Below are 18,211 nucleotides of genomic sequence, written 5' to 3'. Positions count from 1 at the left end.
TATTTTGTGCAACATTTATTGGCTACAGCAGTCTTATAACAAAAAACAACACCAAGATATAAAATTGATGATTGCAATCCAATCACCCTAGAAGATAAAGTTTAGTTTTAGTTAATGATTGAAGCAGCGGCGGAGCGATTCCAGCCGCTGTTTTCTTTTATAGATAGGTTTACTAATGATATATAAACTAAAACATCAATATTCTGCCATTTTTAACTGATACAGAAGCCCTTTACAATTTGATTATGCTGTTCCAAATATTTTATACTTACTTTTGCACTAATTTTCCTTTATAAAACCGAAATACAAAAAAATTGAGCACACTAATTGCGGCAGAAGGCTTAGGTCATGGTTATCATGACGAATGGCTATTTAAAAATTTAACCTTAGGTATTAACTCCGGTCAGCGTGTTGCGTTGGTTGGAATTAATGGTGCAGGTAAGAGTACACTTTTGAAACTATTAGCAGAAAGGTTCCCTCCGCTTGAAGGTAAAATTGTAAAAAATAAAGCTGTTAAAATTGGCTTTCTCGACCAAGAACCACAGTTTACTGAAGGTTTTTCAATCAGTGACCATATATTTTCTCTAGAAAATAAACAACAGCAGCTCATTAAAGAGTATGAGGAATTAATTGAGAATCCCAACCCGGATGAGAAAACACTTAATCGCTTATACGAAGAATTAAGTGAGCATAACGCCTGGGAATATGAGCATGAGATCAAAACCATTCTAAACAGAATGGGTATTACCCATCTTCAACAAAAAATATCTACCCTATCTGGCGGACAAAAGAAACGTTTGGCCCTGGCTAAACTTTTAATTGAAGATCCGGAAATTTTGGTGCTTGATGAGCCAACCAACCATTTGGATATTGATACCATTGAATGGTTGGAAAAATTATTAACCACGGGGCAAAAAACAATACTATTGGTTACCCACGACCGTTATTTTTTAGATAATGTTTGCAACACCATCGTTGAGTTAGATAGAGGAAAAATATTTAACTATAACGGAAACTATGCCTATTTCCTGGAAAAGAAAAGTGAAAGAGAAGCTTTAGACGCAACGGTTTTACATAAAAACCAACAGCTATTAAAGAAAGAATTGGAGTGGATGAGACGCATGCCACAGGCACGTGGAACAAAATCTAACGCCAGAATCAATGCTTTTTACGATTTAGAAGAAAAATCAAAGAAAAAGACTGATAATCAGAGTATTAACCTCCAAATGAAGATGTCGAGGCAAGGTGGGAAGATAATTGAAGTAGAACACATATCAAAAGCATTTGATGGCCGTGCTATTATAAACGATTTTAGTTACACCTTCAAAAAAGGAGACAGAATTGGTTTAGCCGGAAAGAATGGAACTGGAAAATCAACCTTGTTAAACATTATAACCAGCCAGCTTACGCCAGATTCAGGGAAAGTTGATACTGGTGAAACTACTGTGTTTGGTTATTACAAACAAGGCGGTTTAACATTCGATCCAAAAGAAAGGGTAATCGATATTGTGAAATCGGATGCGGAATATATAAAAATGGCAGATGGTTCTGTAATCACTGCTTCTGCCCTACTCACGCTTTTTCTCTTTCCTCCAAAGAAACAACATGGTATGGTTGAGAAATTAAGTGGTGGAGAAAAGAAGCGTCTGAACCTGATGAAGGTGTTGATGCAGAATCCAAATTTTTTGATTTTGGATGAGCCTACCAATGATTTAGATATTGATACTTTAAATGTTTTGGAAGAATTCTTAGAAAATTTTCCAGGTATTTTAATGTTGGTTTCACATGATAGGTACCTGCTCGATAAAATGAGCGATCAGCTATTTATTATGGAGGGCGAAGGAGTAGTTAAAATATACAATGGCAATTATTCGGAGTACCGTTTGAGTTTGGAACAACCAAAAGTTAAAACCGAAACTAAGAAAACCACTGCTCCTATTGTTGAAGTTACACCGACCAAAGCAGTAAAAAAGTTGAGTTTTAAAGAACAAAAAGAATTAGAAGATAGCGAAAAAGGTATTGCAGATTTAGAAAATAAAATCGCTTTGCTTAACGAAAATCTAACTAAAATCGATGCCGCTGACTATGTAAAAATTCAAGAAGTTTCTAGCGAGATAGAAATTCTTCAGTCAAAACTCGATGAGTTAACGCTGCGTTGGCTTGAGTTGTCATAATAAGAAAATATAATTTGAAGGTAAATTGAGTCTTGGTGTTTCACGTGGAACATGTTATTTCACCAAATAAATAACTTCATTAGAACATACGTATTCAGTTATCACTATTGAATGAATTTGTATAACAGTAGCCTTATATTATATAGTTAAATAAAGATTTATAATAATTGTTTCACGTGGAACAATTAAATATACAAAAAGAAAATGTTTGCAAAATATGATTTGATTGTTGTTGGTGCTGGTCACGCAGGCTGTGAAGCTGCCGCAGCTGCCGCCAATCTAGGATCTTCTGTTTTACTAATTACAATGAATATGGGTACTATTGCCCAGATGAGTTGTAACCCTGCCATGGGTGGTGTAGCGAAAGGACAAATTGTTCGTGAGGTTGATGCTATGGGTGGTTATTCAGGTATTATATCCGATAAATCAACCATACAATTTAGAATGCTCAATAAATCAAAAGGGCCTGCAATGTGGAGTCCGCGTGCTCAGATTGATAGGATGCGTTTTGCTGAAGAATGGAGGTTGGCATTGGAGCGTACTCCGAATGTTGATATGTGGCAGGATAGTGTTGTTGGTTTGTTAGTGAAAGACAATACCGTTTATGGTGTAAAAACATCGTTAGGAATAGAGATAGAAAGTACCGCAGTTGTACTCACCAATGGAACATTTTTAAACGGTGTAATGCACATTGGAGAAAAGAAATTTGGAGGAGGCAGAACTGCTGAAAGAGCATCGACAGGAATTACCGAACAACTGGTAGAATTAGGTATGGAGGCTGGCAGAATGAAAACAGGTACTCCCCCACGTGTTGATGGTAGAAGTTTAGATTATTCTAAAATGGAAGAGCAATGGGGAGATGAAAATCCTGGCAAATTCTCTTATACTGACACCACCGTTTCAACTGATCAACGGTGTTGCTGGATTACGTATACCAATGGAGATGTACATGAAACATTGAAAGAAGGTTTTGAAAAGTCGCCGATGTTTACGGGTAGAATTAAAGGTTTAGGCCCGAGATACTGCCCATCTATTGAAGATAAAATTAACCGTTTTGCTGAACGCGACAGACACCAAATTTTTGTTGAACCTGAAGGATGGAATACCTGTGAAATTTATGTAAATGGTTTTTCAACTTCACTTCCTGAAGATGTACAATTTAAAGCGTTAAGATTAATACCGGGTTTTGAGCAAGCAAAAATGTTCAGACCAGGTTACGCTATTGAATATGATTTCTTCCCACCTACTCAGCTATCGTTAACACTGGAAACTAAACTGATCAGCAATTTATTTTTAGCCGGGCAAATTAACGGAACAACGGGTTATGAAGAAGCGGCTTGTCAAGGTTTTATGGCAGGAATAAATGCGCATCAAAAAATTACGGATAAACATGAGCTGATTATGAAACGATCAGATAGTTATATTGGTGTTTTAATTGACGATCTTGTTACCAAAGGAACGGAAGAACCTTACCGCATGTTTACTTCACGCGCCGAACACCGCTTATTGCTACGACAAGATAATGCTGATATCCGCCTCTCTCCTATTGGCCATGAATTGGGTTTAATTTCTGATGAGCGATTAGACAAAGTAAATCAGAAAATTGCTAAAGCTGATGCTTTAGTTAAATTTACTAAAAACCAAGGTATAGAAATGGCTGATGCCAATCCGATGCTTGAAAGTTTAGGATCAAGCCCGTTGAATCAAAATGTAAAAATCCATAGCTTGGTAGGCAGACCGCATGTTGGTTTACCTGATTTGATTAAAGTGAGTAAAGCGCTTGCTGCAGCAACCCAGGATTTAGATAACGAAACAATTGAGCAGGCGGAAATAAAAATCAAATACGAAAGCTATTTCGAAAAAGAAAATGAGATTGTAGCTAAAATGCTTAAAATGGAAGACAAGGAAATTAAGTCGGATTTTGATTATAATAAATTGGTTTCTATTTCAAAAGAAGCGCGTGAAAAATTATTTAAAATAAAACCACGTACTTTAGGTCAGGCTTCACGCATTTCTGGCGTATCACCATCAGATATATCAGTTTTAATGGTATATATTAATAAGTAGTTGATTATCAGTATTTTAACAAAAATAAACAAGGCTTAAAATAAAGCGATATAAGACAGAAAAAACATTTTTTAATATTACGATTCCAAAAAGTATAAAAATTCGTCAGAACGTTTAAAATATGCCAAATTTAAAAGCTCATTATTTTAACCTTGCAAATTTAGTAGTTGTAGTTACGCTTCTCCTATTTTTCGGTTGCGCTAGTATACAAACTCCTCAGGGTGGACCAAAAGATAACAAGCCGCCGAAAGTTTTGAGTATGACTCCGAAAAATCAAACCAGAAATTTTAATGCTAAAAAAATCATTATTGAGTTTGACGAATATTTTAATATAAAAGATGAGTTTAAAGAATTCTCCATTTCTCCAGATCAGGAAAAACTTCCGGTTTTAAAGAAGCGCCAAAAAAGGCTTGAAATTGCACTTCAGGATTCCCTGGAGAAAAACACAACTTATACTTTGAACTTTGGAAAATCAATAGCCGATGTAAACGAAGGAAACGTTGTTAAAAACCTTTCGTATGTTTTTTCAACAGGGCCGGAAATTGATTCATTATCCATTAGCGGAAAAGTAATCAACTCGCTTAGCGACGAACCTGAAAAAGAAGTTACCGTATTTATTTTGCCTTTAGAAAGGGATACTATTTTTGGAAAGAAGCGTCCATCTATTTACACCACAACCGATAGTGCTGGAACTTATAAACTTAATAATTTAAGAAAAGGCACTTACAAAGTATATGCAGTAAAGGAAAGCAGCGGTGGAGGAGATAAAATATACCAGCAAATTTCTGACGAAATAGGATTTATAAAAGAACCTGTTGTTATTGATAAGAATCTAGAAAACATCAATCTTCAGATATTTAAGGAATTGGCACCAGAATTTCGTGTGTTAGATCGAAAACTGAACAATGATGGAAGTATATCAATTATCCTTAATCAGCAGCTTAAAAGCCCTAAAATTACTGTTACCGATCCTCCTGCTGTTGATGTTGGAAAGTTTGTACACTTTACAAAAAATAATGATACTGCTAAAATATGGTTAAAAGACCTGAGTTTCGACTCTGTTAAGCTAGCCATCCAGGACCAAGGTAAAGTTTTACAGACTTTGAACTTTACAAAGGGCAGAAAAGATACTTATACGAGGGATGTTACCATTGCCGATAATTTATCAGGAGGTAAGCTAAATCCATACCAGCAATTAACATTAATATTTCCATTTCCCATCACAGGCGGAGATCCGTCAAAAATAATCCTGTTGGAGGATTCTGTTAAACGAACAAATTTCGAATTGGTAAAAGACAGTGTCGATTTTCTTAAATATTACATAAAATATCCCTGGAAGAATAAAAAAAGTTACGATATAAAATTAGGTGCAGGTGCATTTACAGCTATTTTTAATGCTAAAAATAAGGACGTTAATAAAAAATTCACTCTAGAAAGCCCTGATGCTTATACCACCCTTATATACAATGTAACAGTGCCTGATACATCTAAAAGTTATGTAGTTCAGTTCCTGAATGAAAAAAAGGATATTGTTAAAGCGTTTTCTATTAGTAAAAATTCTAAGATTACTTTTTCCAAATATCCTGCTGGCAAATACATGTTAAGAGTGGTTTACGACGATAACAAAAATGGAGTCTGGGATACCGGAAGTGTAAAAGGTGGCTACCAACCTGAAAAAGTTTGGTACCTGAAAGCTTTAATGGACCTTAAGCCAAACTGGGAACGGGAAGATGCATTGGTAATACCTCCACCACCAAATAAATAAATAAATAAAAGTCGTCACCCTGAATTTATTTCAGTGTCTTTAATAGCAAATAAGATGCTGAAACAAGTTCAGCATGACGGATACTATGTGGTAAACCAGCCCGAATACATGATGTAATTATCTGGCAACTTATTTAATAAAGCCCTTTGCTCTTCAGTAATGGGCTTTATTTTTTTAGCGGGCGTACCAGCATATAAATAGCCAGTTTCGCAAATTGTATTTTCCAAAACCACCGAACCTGCAGCTATAATGCAATATTGTTCTACTATGGCGTGGTCCATTATAATGGCTCCCATCCCGATTAAAACATTATCCTGCACAGTACAACCATGCACAATAGCATTATGACCAACAGATACCCGGTTACCAATGTGTGTAGCTGCTTTTAGGTAGGTAGCATGAATTACTGCACCATCCTGTATATTAGATTCATTTCCAATCGTAATGGCGTTTACATCGCCTCTAATTACGGCATTAAACCATACCGAGCATTTATCACCAATTACCACATCACCAACGATAGTGGCATTTTCAGCAATAAAATTGTCAGCCCCAATTTGAGGATATTTATCTTTTACGGGGAGTATTAATGGCATAACATGATTTTACGTCACCCTTAATTTATTCGGGTTCTTTTTAATTATTGTATATCTAATATTGCTGAAATAATACAGCATGGTGAGATCTTATTAAAAAACAGTATCTACCAATTCTTTAGCATGCTCCGGATAATCAGTAGTATAATGTAAGCCCCTACTCTCTTTTCTTTGTATGGCAGATTTAATTACAAGATAGGCAGTTTGAATTACATTACGCAACTCGCAAAGTTTAACTGATACCTTATTCTTTTTATAAAATTCTTCAGTTTCTTGGTATATTAAAAATAATCGGCGATGTGCCCTTTCTAAACGAAAATCAGAACGCACAATACCTACATAATCGCCCATCACCTTTTGTAACTCTCTTAAATTATGGGTCACCAATACGTCTTCATTGCTTTGTGTAACTCCTTTAGAGTCCCATTCAGGAATATGGTCAGGGATAACATTATTTTTAAATTTTTCTATAGCATCCTGATAAATGCGGTGTGCAAAAACAGTAGCTTCAAGTAATGAATTGGAAGCCAATCGGTTAGCTCCATGTAAACCCGTTGAAGAGCACTCACCGCAAGCATATAGATTTTTTATTGAAGACCGTCCGTATTCATCAACCAAAATACCACCACACATATAATGAGATGCAGGTGTAACCGGAATATAATCTTTCGTCATATCTATACCAATAGATAGGCACTTAGCATATATATTAGGAAAATGCTTTAAAATATCGGCTTTCTTACGCATGGTAATATCAAGATACACAAACTCATCACCCGATTTTTTCATTTCATTATCAACAGCGCGTGCTACAATATCACGTGGTGCAAGCGATTTTCGTTCATCGTACTCATGCATAAATTCTTCTCCATTTTTACGCCTTAAAACCCCACCGAAACCTCTTACCGCTTCTGATATTAAGAACGATGGATATTCTCCCGGATGATACAAAGCTGTTGGATGGAACTGAATAAACTCCATATTCCTAACTTTTCCTTTAGCACGATAAACCATCGCCATACCATCACCTGTTGCAATAACAGGATTTGTTGTGGCAGAATACACGTGGCCGGCACCACCCGAAGCCATCACAGTCACATTTGCCACAATCTTTTCCACATCGTTAAGCTCTGTGTTAAAGGCATATATACCATAACAGTTAATATCTTCTGTACGTTTATCCACAAACTCACCAAGGTGATGCTGGGTTATTAACTCCAGCGCAAAGTAATGTGTTAATATCTCTATGTTGTTATTCTCATGAATTTCTTTTAGCAAAACCCTTTCTATCTCATATCCGGTGATGTCTTTATAGTGTAAAACACGGTGTTCTGAGTGCCCTCCTTCCTTGGCCAAATCATAAAAACCGGCATTATCCTTATCGAAATTTATACCATAGTCAATGATCTCCTGGATGCGCTGAGGCCCCTCTTTTACAACGATTTCCACAATTTTTTCGTCGCATAATCCATCCCCGGCAATCAAAGTATCATCAATATGTTTCTCAAAAGAATCACCTTTATCCACAACAACTGCAACGCCGCCCTGGGCATATTTCGTGTTCGATTCGTCTTCATTAGACTTGGTTACAATTAATACCTTGCCAAACTTGGCAGCCTTAAGTGCAAAACTTAAACCTGCTATCCCTGAACCAATTACCAGAAAATCTACTTTTCTCATTAATAAAAACATTTACTTTATCCACGATGTTAACAACTAGTTAATAAATGTTAACTCCATGTCTAAATTATCCTAACAAATAAATTTGAATGTTTAAAGCTACTCTAAAAACACAATTTGCCACAATCTTTTGCGCAATTTTTAACCAGCTTTACTTAAGTAATTAACTTTTTACCCACTTATAAACAATTAACATTCCGGTATTGATAAAATTTGAAAGGATTTTCGATAGTGCTGTAAATCAAACTTATGATATTAGATAAATGTAATCTAAATGTTAGTAAACGATTAATAACTTATCTAAACGAAAGAAATTTCTAAACTTGCCAACAATATTAACACACTAATAAACAAACAAGATTTATTTATTTAAAATAACTTATTAATTATTGAGACGTGGAAAGCTTTATCTTTGGCCAACGTCAAAATTCAAAAAAAGGAAAATTTAAAAATGAACATAGATGTCTTAGAAGAAATCAACAAAAAAGGTTTCGCAGAAGAGGAAATTGATCCTACACTCGATCTTTTTGCGGAGATCGAGAAATTGAAAAAGGAAAAGAATGCCATAATTCTTGCTCATTATTATCAAGAGCCTGACATACAGGATATTGCAGATTATATTGGCGATAGTTTAGGGCTGTCGCAAGAAGCTGCAAAAACAGATGCTGATGTGATTGTGTTTGCCGGTGTGCATTTTATGGCAGAAACAGCCAAAATTTTGTCGCCCAATAAAACAGTTTTATTGCCTGATGTAAAAGCAGGTTGCTCATTGGCAGATAGTTGCCCGCCACACCTGTTTAAAAAGTTTAAAGAAAAATATCCAGATCACCTGGTAATTACTTACGTAAACTGTACGGCCGAATTAAAAGCTTTAAGTGATATTGTTTGCACGAGTACCAATGCTGTTCAAATTGTGGAGAGTTTACCTAAAGATCAAAAAATTATTTTTGGTCCTGATCGTAATTTAGGTGCTTATGTGGCTAAAAAAACCGGGCGCGATTTAGTGCTGTGGAATGGTGCCTGTATGGTACATGAAATTTTTTCTCAGGAAAAAATTACAAAGCTTAAAGAACGCCATCCGAATGCTAAATTTATTGCGCATCCTGAATGTGAAGAAGTAGTTTTAAAGATGGCCGATTATGTAGGTTCTACTACAGGTTTGTTAAAATATACCATTACCAATCCGGCAACTGAATTTATTGTAGCTACCGAAAGTGGGATTATCCACCAGATGGAGAAAGCAAATCCTACTAAAACTTTTATTCCTGCACCGCCTAATAACAGCTGTGCCTGTAATGATTGCCCTTATATGAAAAGAAATACTTTAGAAAAACTATATTTATGTATTAAAAATGGTTTACCGGAAGTAACTGTACCTGAGCATATTATTGAAAAAGCACGTAAGCCGATTCAACGTATGCTTGATATTTCTGCAGAATTGGGCTTGTAGAAAATAAATTGTCATTGCCGGAAGGAACGAGAGCCTGCCCCAACTTTTTTGGGAAGAAATCTTAATTAGTTTGCTGGTAGCAATAGTGTAAGATTGCTTTGTAACCCGCAATGAAGAAAAAATGAGTATATGGAAAAAAACAACATTCTTAAAAGCTACTCCGGCTTATTATGGCTTTTGGCAGGTATAACTGTTGGAAGTATAGTAGGATTAATTTTTGGGAAAAGTGTTGAAAGCATAAAACCTTTGGGTGATATATTTTTAAACCTGTTGTTTACCGCTGTTATACCATTGGTATTTTTCGCCGTTTCATCCGCAATTGCGAATATCGATAGAACAAAAAAACTGGGTAGATTATTAACCATAATGGTATTGGTTTTTCTATCAACTGTTTTAATTGCCGCAATTTTGACCTTGGCAGCAACCTGGATTTTTCCGATCCACCAACAATTGGGAAATGCTGTTTTACCAGATGAACCTGAAAAAATACAGTCGTTTGGTGAGCAAATGACCCAACTTTTAACCGTAGGGGAATTTTTTGAACTAGGAAGCAGAAAAAATATGCTTGCATTGATTATTTTTTCAGTTTTGGTAGGTTTTTCTACGCTATATGCTGAAAAAGAAGGTGATGGTTTTAAAAATTTCCTCGTTTCTGGCAATGAAGTGATGAAAAAACTCATCATTTTAATTATGAAACTAGGCCCGATTGGTTTAGGTGCATATTTCGCTTATCAGGTTGGAGTTTTCGGACCACAACTCTTTGGTACTTATGCCAAAGCTTTAGGTTTATATTATGGCGTTGGGGCATTTTATTTTATCGTTTTTTTTACGCTTTATGCTTTTGTAGCGGGTGGATTTAAAGCCATAAAAGTTTTTTGGAAAAATAATATTGTACCCTCTTTAACTTCAATCGGAACCTGTAGCAGCATTGCCACTATTCCGGCAAACTTAGAAGGGACAACAAAAATGGGCGTGCCTGCGTACATCACCAATGTAACCATCCCTTTAGGATCAACATTACATAAAGATGGCTCCAGCATTAGCTCAATTATAAAAATTGCTGTAGTTTTTGCAATTTTCGGAAAAGATCTGGTTCACGTTGATACCATTATTTTGGCTTTGGGCATTACTGTTTTGGTTAGTATTGTTGAAGGTGGAATTCCGAATGGAGGTTATATTGGCGAATTATTGATGATTTCGGCATACCAATTACCACCAGAAGCCTTGCCACCGGCCATGATTATAGGTACCTTAGTAGATCCAATGGCTACCTTGTTAAATGCTACTGGTGATAACGTTGCAGCAATGTTAATTGCCAGGTTTACAGAGGGTAAAAATTGGATGCAAAATATTAAATAAATAGATTCGTCGCCCTGTCCCGATTTTACATCGGGATCAAGGTCTTATTTGTTAAGTTGCTGAAACAAGTTCAGCATGACGATAAATGAAATATAACTTATGTTTGAAAATAAAGAACGCACAGATATTAATGAATTAGGAGAGTTTGGTTTAATTAAACACCTCACCACTAATTTTAAAATTAAGAATGATTATTCGGTTAAAGGTGTTGGCGATGATGCGGCTGTTTTAGATGCTAAAGGAAAACAAATTTTAATTTCTACCGATTTATTGTTGGAAGGAATTCACTTCGATTTGGCTTATGTGCCTTTAATGCACCTGGGTTATAAAGCGGTGCAGGTAAACCTGAGTGATATTTATGCGATGAACGGAAAAGCCAGTCAAATTACTGTTTCGCTGGGTTTATCGAGTAAATTTCCATTAGAAGCTGTAGAAGAAATTTATAAAGGCATTGAACTGGCCTGTAATAAATACAACATAGATTTGATAGGTGGCGATACCTCATCAAGTAAACAAGGTTTGGTGATCAGTATTACCAGTATTGGTTATGCCGATGCGGATAAAGTTGTATATAGAAATGGCGCTCAGGAACATGATTTATTGTGTGTATCGGGTGATTTAGGAGGTGCTTATTTAGGTTTGCAAATTTTGGAGAGGGAAAAACTAATTTATCTCGAAAATCCACAGGTTCAGCCAGATTTGGAAGGTAAAGATTACATCATAGAAAGGCAGCTCAAACCAGAAGCACGGATGGATATTGTGGCACTTCTAGATGATTTAGGTATTAAACCAACCTCAATGATTGATGTTTCTGATGGTTTGGCATCTGAAATTTTACACCTGGCAGAACAATCTGATAAAGGAATAACCATTTACGAAGAGAAAATTCCTTTGGATCCTATGACTTATGAAACTGCACGTGAATTGGGGTTAGACCCAACAGTTTGTGCTTTAAGTGGTGGTGAAGATTACGAGCTATTATTTACGATCAGTCAGGAAGATTATAAAAAACTGAAACACGATGTAGATATTACGGTGATTGGCCATGTTACCGATAAAAATTCGGGCTGTAAAATGGTTTCTAAATCAGAAAAAGTACACGAGTTGAAAGCCCAGGGCTGGAATGCTTTTAATAAATAAAATTTATCAATAAAGAGTAAGTCGTCATTTCGAGCGAAGTGCAAAGTAGTCGAGAAATCTATATTAGCAGATCTCTCCATTCTCCTGCGTTTCGGTCGAGATGACGATTTTACTTTGTAAACATCATTGCTAGGAAAATATGAATTTCTTTAGCAATGACTATTTTTGCAAATGAGTCTTTAATTATGAAAATTATTTTTTAGCTCTTTTATAACGCTATCGTCATGCTGAATTTATTTCAGCATCTTTTCTGCAAGATATACCCTGATGCCGATGTAAAATAGGGACAGGGTGACGGCTCTAAGTTTAAATAATTACTCTACTCACTAATAAAAGCTAAATATTCTAGTCTTCGTTAACATCCAGATACTTCGTATCAATCTGTTTGGTGGTCTTCGCTCCCAGTTTTTTAATCTTTTCAGACGTATTGGTTAAATTTCCTGATCCTACTGAGAGTTTATTAAGCGCTTTATCATAAGCATCCTGTCCGTTTTTAATGTGTTTGCCGATATTTTCCATATCCGTAACAAAACCCACAAACTTATCGTACATACTACCGCTTAAACGGGCAATTTCCATTACGTTACGGTTTTGTCGCTCCTGTTTCCACATGCTGGCAATTGTGCGTAAAGTAGCCAATAATGTAGATGGACTCACAATAACCACTCTTCTATCCCAGGCAAAATTGAACAATTCTGCATCTTTTTGTACTGCAATACTAAAAGAAGATTCAATTGGTACGAATAACAAAACAAAATCCGGAGAATTAATTTTATATAAATCCTGGTAATTTTTAGAAGATAGTTCCTGGATGTGATTCTTAATGGAGGCCAAATGCTGTTTTACATATCCTTCGCGCTCTTCGTCGGTGTCGGCTGATACGGAACGCTCATAAGCAACCAGCGATACCTTAGCATCAACGATAAGATGTTTATCATCTGGAAGGTCAATCACCACATCGGGTTGGTATCTGCCGCCTTCGGCGGAGGTATGCGAGGCCTGAATGCGGTATTCCTGATCGCGCACCAATCCGGAGCGTTCCAAAACCTTTTCTAAAATTACTTCCCCCCAGTTTCCTTGCTTCTTACTATCGCCTTTCAACGCTTTTGTTAAATTATTGGCATCTTCCTGAATAAGTTTGCTTTGAATCTGCAACTCTGAAATAACACCTTTTAAAATATTCCTTTCGTCAGATTCGGCTTTGTAAACTTTTTCAACTTTATCTTCAAAAGCTTTAATGTTTTCTTTCAGCGGATTTAAAATGATGTCCAGATTGGTGCGGTTCTGCTCAATAAATTTCGTTGATTTTTCTTCGAGGATTTTATTAGCTATCAATTCAAAATCTTTATTCAGTTTTTCTTGTGATTGCTCGTAACTGGCCTTTTGCTCTGCAAGTTTTTCTTTCTCTGCCAGGTAAAAAGATCTTGTACTTTCGAGTTCTCGGTTGGCATCAGCCAGGCGGTCGCGTTCTGCCTGTAACTCCTCAATTAAACGTTGTTGCTCCTGCTTAAGCAATATGGTAATGTGTTCTTTTTCAGTCGATAAATTAGAAACACGCTCGTCTGCTTTGGCTAAACTGATTTTCAATGATTCATTTTCGCTTTTTGTTCTTTCAAAATCTTCTATCGAAACAATTGAAATGGCTGCCTGAGGATTCTTTAGAAATAAAAGAACCAAAACAATTAATATAACGATTAGTAAAGCAATACCGGCAATCTCCATAATGATAAAAATTTTAGCAAAAATGAAGATTTAAAATAGATATACCAAAAAATTTTAGTTATTATGAAAAAGGGATAACCGAAAAAAATTTCTATAATTGAACATTAGTATTTTATAAATGAACGCATTAACAGTCCTCATATCCTGCCCTGATCAGGTAGGTTTGGTTACCAATATCACCCGGGTGCTTGCAGCACACCAGTTTAATATTATTGCCATGCGCGAGTTTGTGGATGAGGTAAATAAATCATTTTTTACCCGCATTGCCTGTACCGGAATGCTCGAAGATGCAGAAAAATTAAAGGAAAAACTTTTAGAAAATCTTCCAAATGCCGCTGAAATAAATTTAATAGCAGAGCAAGAGAAAAGGATTGCTGTTTTAGTAACAAAAGAATACCATTGTTTAGCAGAAATATTGATCAAAAACCAATTTAAAACCTTGGGGGCTAATGTACAATGCGTTATAGGCAATTATGAAAGCTTAAGAGATTTTACCGAAAAATTAGGTATTCCATATTTTTATGTAGATCACAGCGGTAAGGATAAAAGTGTATTTGAGGCTGAAATAAAAGAAATTATTAATCAGTTTGAAGTAGATTATTTAGTACTTGCTAAGTTTATGCGGATTTTATCTGCTGATTTTGTAAAAGATTATGCAGGTAAAATTATCAATATCCACCACTCGTTTTTACCCGCTTTTATCGGTGCAAATCCTTATCGGCAAGCCTTTGAACGTGGTGTAAAAATTATCGGTGCAACAGCTCATTTTGTTACTGATAATTTGGATGAAGGACCGATTATTACACAACATACCAATCATGTTGATCATAATTTCGGGGTAAAAGAAATGATTAGGGCGGGAAAAGAAATTGAGAAAAAGGTTTTGTTAGAGGCTCTGGAACTTATTTTCGAAGATCGTGTGTTTGTGAGTGGAAATAAGACGGTTGTGTTTAAATAAAAGCATTTTGCTATGTTCCAAAAGTCGTCATTTCGAGCAGACCTGATAGCTATCGGGTGCAACGCAGTCGAGATGACGATGCTTTTTATATAGATCTTTAAAAAACCTAACTCAATGTTCTATGTGGTAAAAAACAGCTATAATTTATTCAACAATAAATTCGCCACATCCTCGCCTGTTTGCGCACCGATTGCTATTCCCATACCATTACAGCCGGTGGCACAAAATATACTGGTACGGACTTGGCTGATCGTCGGCTCCAGGGTTTTACCAAAAGCCATGATACCGCTCCAGCGATAATCGATTTCATAATTAACCTGAGGTAGAATTACATTTTTGAGTAAACTTTCCAGCGCTGCCTGAATTTGATCAGTTTGGCCAAATGAGGTTGTTTCTTCTGCTTTAAAATCAATATTTCTGCCACCACCCAATAAAATCCTGTTATTGATATTTCTAAAATAATAATAGCCTTTATCGTAATGAAACGTACCTTCTATTTTAAGGTGTTTAATCGGTTTGGTAATTAAAACCTGCCCCCGGCCCGGAACAATATCAATATCAGGCAATAAGTTTTTTATAAAGGCATTGGTGGTCATAACCAAATTTTTGCATGAAAAGGTTCCGTGGATTGTTAACAGACGCGTAAAATTTGTTTCCTCCTCAATTTTATCTACAGGGCAATTATTTAGTATAGTAATACCCAGCTGTTGTGCATATTGCAGTAGTGAGAACATCATTTTACCGCTATCAATCTGTGCTTCATATTGGTTTTCGATGAGTGTTGATGCGCCCTTTAAACCAAATAAACTGATTTTATCATCACTGCGCTTAAAAACATCCATCCCAACAATACCATTGATAATATGGTTATAATGTTCAATTTTAGATACACATGTAGTGGCCAACAAATCATCTTCGCTCTTAAATAATTCATAACCGCCTAAACATTGGTAATCAATGGTTTTATCACCCAGTAAGTTGCGCAGCTTAAGCAGCCCTTTCCATCGTCTTTCAATCAGTGTAGCAAGGCGGTCAGTATCAGCCATTTCTTCCTGCTCAATTAGTTCAGAAATGCTTCCAAAGCACGCAAAACCTGCATTTTTGGTGCTTGCCCCTGTTGGTAAAAAACCGCGTTCGAGTACTGCTATTTTTAATGAAGGCAATGAATTTTTTAGGTGTATTGCTGCATTTAAACCAACAATTCCACTACCAATTATAATGACATCAAAATTAAAAAACGATTCTTTTTCCCAGTATGAAAACGTGTTTGGCATAGCATAAATGTAAGTTTTTTAACGCTCAAATAATATAGGAACGCTTTTTGATATAGGCTAAATGAAAAACATACATAAGAAAATGGGAGTTTATTTAATATTAATCATCCCGGTATTATTGTTGAGCATGTTTGTACAATGGCGATTTAGAAATAAGTTTTCTAAGTATGCCGAAATGCAATTAAGCTCAGGTTTATCGGGCAAAGAGGTGGCAGAGCGAATGCTGCATGATAATGGGATATACGACGTGAAGGTGATGAGTACCGAAGGGCAATTAACAGATCATTACAATCCATCAGATAAAACCGTTAATTTAAGTACAGATGTATATTACAGCCGAAGCGTAGCAGCAGCAGCTGTGGCGGCACACGAATGTGGGCATGCCGTACAACAGGCAAAATCATATCATTGGCTACAGTTGAGAAGCAGCATGGTGCCGGTGGTGAGTATTTCATCCAATCTGTTACAGTGGGTTTTATTAATTGGTGTTTTGCTGATTGGCTTTACCGGAAACCCGATTGTTTTAGCAATAGGTGTGGTAGGACTGGCACTCGTAACCATATTTAGCGTAATTACCTTACCGGTAGAATTTGATGCCAGTAACCGCGCATTGGCATGGTTAAAAAATAATAACGGTGTAATGCAAACGCAGGAAGAAAATGCTCAGGCTAAAGATGCACTCTGGTGGGCAGCTATGACGTATGTAGTGGCAGCAGTTGGTGCATTAGCCAATTTATTGTATTACGCATCGATGCTTTTTGGTAGAAGCAGAGATTAGCGATATTTTAATTAGAAAAACACATGGCGGCCAGGATTATTTCTGGCCGTTTTTGTTCATTAGAGTTTACTAACTTGTTTCTAAAGAAGGTGTGATTTAACACCAAATTCCTGCTGAATTTATTTCAGCATCTTTTTAGCCAGATAGACCCTGAAATATATTCAGGGAGACGACGCTATTGGAAATTTTTATTAGGAAAACCAGTTTGTTGTATATGGGTAAGTTCCCTCTCCCGCTACTATTGGTAAAGATTTTCTACTTTTTTAAACTCAACGTCCTGCTGAATTTATTTAAGCATCTTTTTAGCCAGATAGACCCTGAAATAAATTCAGGGAGACGACGCTATTGGAAATTTTTATTAGGAAAACCAGTTTGTTGTAAATAAATAAAGTCCGCTCCGCTACTATTGGTAAAGATTTTTTACTTTTTTAAACTCAACGTCCTGCTGAATTTATTTAAGCATCTTTTTAGCCAGATAGACCCTGAAATAAATTCAGGGAGACGACGCTATTGAAAATTTTTATTAGGAAAGCCAGTTTGTGGTAAATAAATAAAGTCCGCTCCGCTACTATTGGTAAAGAATTTTACTTTTTCACACGCTAACGTCCTGCTGAATTTATTTCAGCATCTTTTTATCCAGATAGACCCTGAAATAAATTCAGGGAGACGATGCTATTGGAAATTTTTATTAGGAAAACCAGTTTGTTGTAAATGGGTAAGTTCACTCTCCCGCAGCCATTGGTAAAGATTTTATTTTTTCACACGCTAACGTCCTGCTGAATTTATTTCAGCATTTTTTTAGCCAGATAGACCCAGAAATAAGTTCAGGGAGATGACGCTAGAGATTAATATTTGTAAATTAATTCAGTTTATAAGGTGCTACCAATTGAAACTCTGGTATATCAACATCAAATTCTGAATCATCAATATCACGTTTCATAAGGTAGGTACCCTTCATGCTGCCCATATCCGTTTTTAAATTGCAGCCAGAAACATATACGTGGGTTTCGCCAGGTTGAATAACAGGTTGCAAACCTACAACACCTTCTCCTTCTACTTCTCTGCGGCTGCTGTTAGAATCGAAAATTAACCATTGACGGCGCATTAACTGTACAGCATAATCAGAAAGGTTTGAGATTTCTACGCGATAGGCAAACATAAAATGTTCGTTGGCCGGATTTGAATATTCTGGCTGGTAAAGTGTTTCTACCGAAACTTTAACCCCGTCTGTAATAGCTGTAACCATGA

General features: G+C 36.2%; 13 protein-coding genes. 8 read left to right on the top strand and 5 right to left on the bottom strand.

From position 1 onward, the window contains the following. The first annotated feature begins 314 nt into the window (after nucleotides 1-314). From ASE74_RS22460 to ASE74_RS22450, 3 genes are all read left to right on the top strand, one after another. Nucleotides 315-2,174 (top strand): ABC-F family ATP-binding cassette domain-containing protein, encoded by a 1,860-nt coding sequence (locus ASE74_RS22460; RefSeq protein WP_055914383.1) that lies wholly within the window; start codon nucleotides 315-317, stop codon nucleotides 2,172-2,174. A gap of 204 nt (nucleotides 2,175-2,378) precedes the next feature. Then, nucleotides 2,379-4,241 (top strand): tRNA uridine-5-carboxymethylaminomethyl(34) synthesis enzyme MnmG, encoded by a 1,863-nt coding sequence (mnmG, locus tag ASE74_RS22455; protein ID WP_055914381.1) that lies wholly within the window; start codon nucleotides 2,379-2,381, stop codon nucleotides 4,239-4,241. A 121-nt stretch (nucleotides 4,242-4,362) separates the two neighbouring features. Then, on the top strand, nucleotides 4,363-6,006 hold the full coding sequence (locus ASE74_RS22450) for an Ig-like domain-containing protein (RefSeq protein ID WP_055914378.1): 1,644 nt from the start codon (nucleotides 4,363-4,365) through the stop codon (nucleotides 6,004-6,006). Nucleotides 6,007-6,089: 83 nt separating this feature from the next. On the opposite strand, the gene ASE74_RS22445 is transcribed toward ASE74_RS22450, so the two are convergent. Both ASE74_RS22445 and nadB read right to left on the bottom strand, forming a co-directional pair. Further along, on the bottom strand, nucleotides 6,090-6,602 hold the full coding sequence (locus tag ASE74_RS22445; protein WP_055914375.1) for a gamma carbonic anhydrase family protein: 513 nt from the start codon (nucleotides 6,600-6,602) through the stop codon (nucleotides 6,090-6,092). Between the two features lie 93 nt (nucleotides 6,603-6,695). Beyond that, nucleotides 6,696-8,282, bottom strand: coding sequence for an L-aspartate oxidase (gene nadB / locus ASE74_RS22440; protein WP_055914450.1), 1,587 nt, complete (start codon nucleotides 8,280-8,282; stop codon nucleotides 6,696-6,698). Nucleotides 8,283-8,733: 451 nt separating this feature from the next. Between nadB and nadA the strand changes: the two genes are divergently transcribed. The 3 genes from nadA to thiL all read left to right on the top strand — a co-directional run bounded on the left by nadA (nucleotide 8,734) and on the right by thiL (nucleotide 12,231). After that, the gene (gene nadA / locus ASE74_RS22435; RefSeq protein WP_055914372.1) at nucleotides 8,734-9,732 is read left to right on the top strand and encodes a quinolinate synthase NadA; all 999 of its coding nucleotides are present in this window, start codon (nucleotides 8,734-8,736) and stop codon (nucleotides 9,730-9,732) included. A gap of 129 nt (nucleotides 9,733-9,861) precedes the next feature. Then, nucleotides 9,862-11,091, top strand: coding sequence for a dicarboxylate/amino acid:cation symporter (locus ASE74_RS22430; RefSeq protein WP_055914368.1), 1,230 nt, complete (start codon nucleotides 9,862-9,864; stop codon nucleotides 11,089-11,091). Between the two features lie 99 nt (nucleotides 11,092-11,190). Continuing rightward, on the top strand, nucleotides 11,191-12,231 hold the full coding sequence (gene thiL, locus ASE74_RS22425) for a thiamine-phosphate kinase (protein WP_055914366.1): 1,041 nt from the start codon (nucleotides 11,191-11,193) through the stop codon (nucleotides 12,229-12,231). A 345-nt stretch (nucleotides 12,232-12,576) separates the two neighbouring features. On the opposite strand, the gene rmuC is transcribed toward thiL, so the two are convergent. Continuing rightward, the gene (gene rmuC / locus ASE74_RS22420) at nucleotides 12,577-13,953 is read right to left on the bottom strand and encodes a DNA recombination protein RmuC (protein WP_055914363.1); all 1,377 of its coding nucleotides are present in this window, start codon (nucleotides 13,951-13,953) and stop codon (nucleotides 12,577-12,579) included. Nucleotides 13,954-14,071: 118 nt separating this feature from the next. On the opposite strand from rmuC, the gene purU reads away from it, so the two are divergent. Next, a complete protein-coding gene (purU, locus tag ASE74_RS22415; protein WP_055914360.1) occupies nucleotides 14,072-14,911 on the top strand; it encodes a formyltetrahydrofolate deformylase in 840 nt (279 codons plus the stop codon). Between the two features lie 137 nt (nucleotides 14,912-15,048). Here the strand turns inward: purU and ASE74_RS22410 are convergent, their stop codons facing one another. Continuing rightward, nucleotides 15,049-16,185 (bottom strand): FAD-binding oxidoreductase, encoded by a 1,137-nt coding sequence (locus ASE74_RS22410; RefSeq protein ID WP_055914358.1) that lies wholly within the window; start codon nucleotides 16,183-16,185, stop codon nucleotides 15,049-15,051. Between the two features lie 82 nt (nucleotides 16,186-16,267). Between ASE74_RS22410 and ASE74_RS22405 the strand changes: the two genes are divergently transcribed. Continuing rightward, complete coding sequence (locus ASE74_RS22405) at nucleotides 16,268-16,963, top strand: zinc metallopeptidase (protein ID WP_055914355.1); 696 nt, start codon at nucleotides 16,268-16,270, stop codon at nucleotides 16,961-16,963. A gap of 859 nt (nucleotides 16,964-17,822) precedes the next feature. On the opposite strand, the gene apaG is transcribed toward ASE74_RS22405, so the two are convergent. Further along, nucleotides 17,823-18,209 carry a Co2+/Mg2+ efflux protein ApaG gene (gene apaG, locus ASE74_RS22400; RefSeq protein WP_055914352.1) on the bottom strand — a complete coding sequence of 129 codons (387 nt, stop codon included), beginning with the start codon at nucleotides 18,207-18,209 and terminating at the stop codon, nucleotides 17,823-17,825. Between the last annotated feature and the right edge of the window lie 2 nt (nucleotides 18,210-18,211).

Source organism: Pedobacter sp. Leaf216, from assembly GCF_001421515.1.
In the GTDB taxonomy this organism is placed as follows: domain Bacteria; phylum Bacteroidota; class Bacteroidia; order Sphingobacteriales; family Sphingobacteriaceae; genus Pedobacter.
This window is presented reverse-complemented; position numbering and strand designations above follow the sequence as displayed.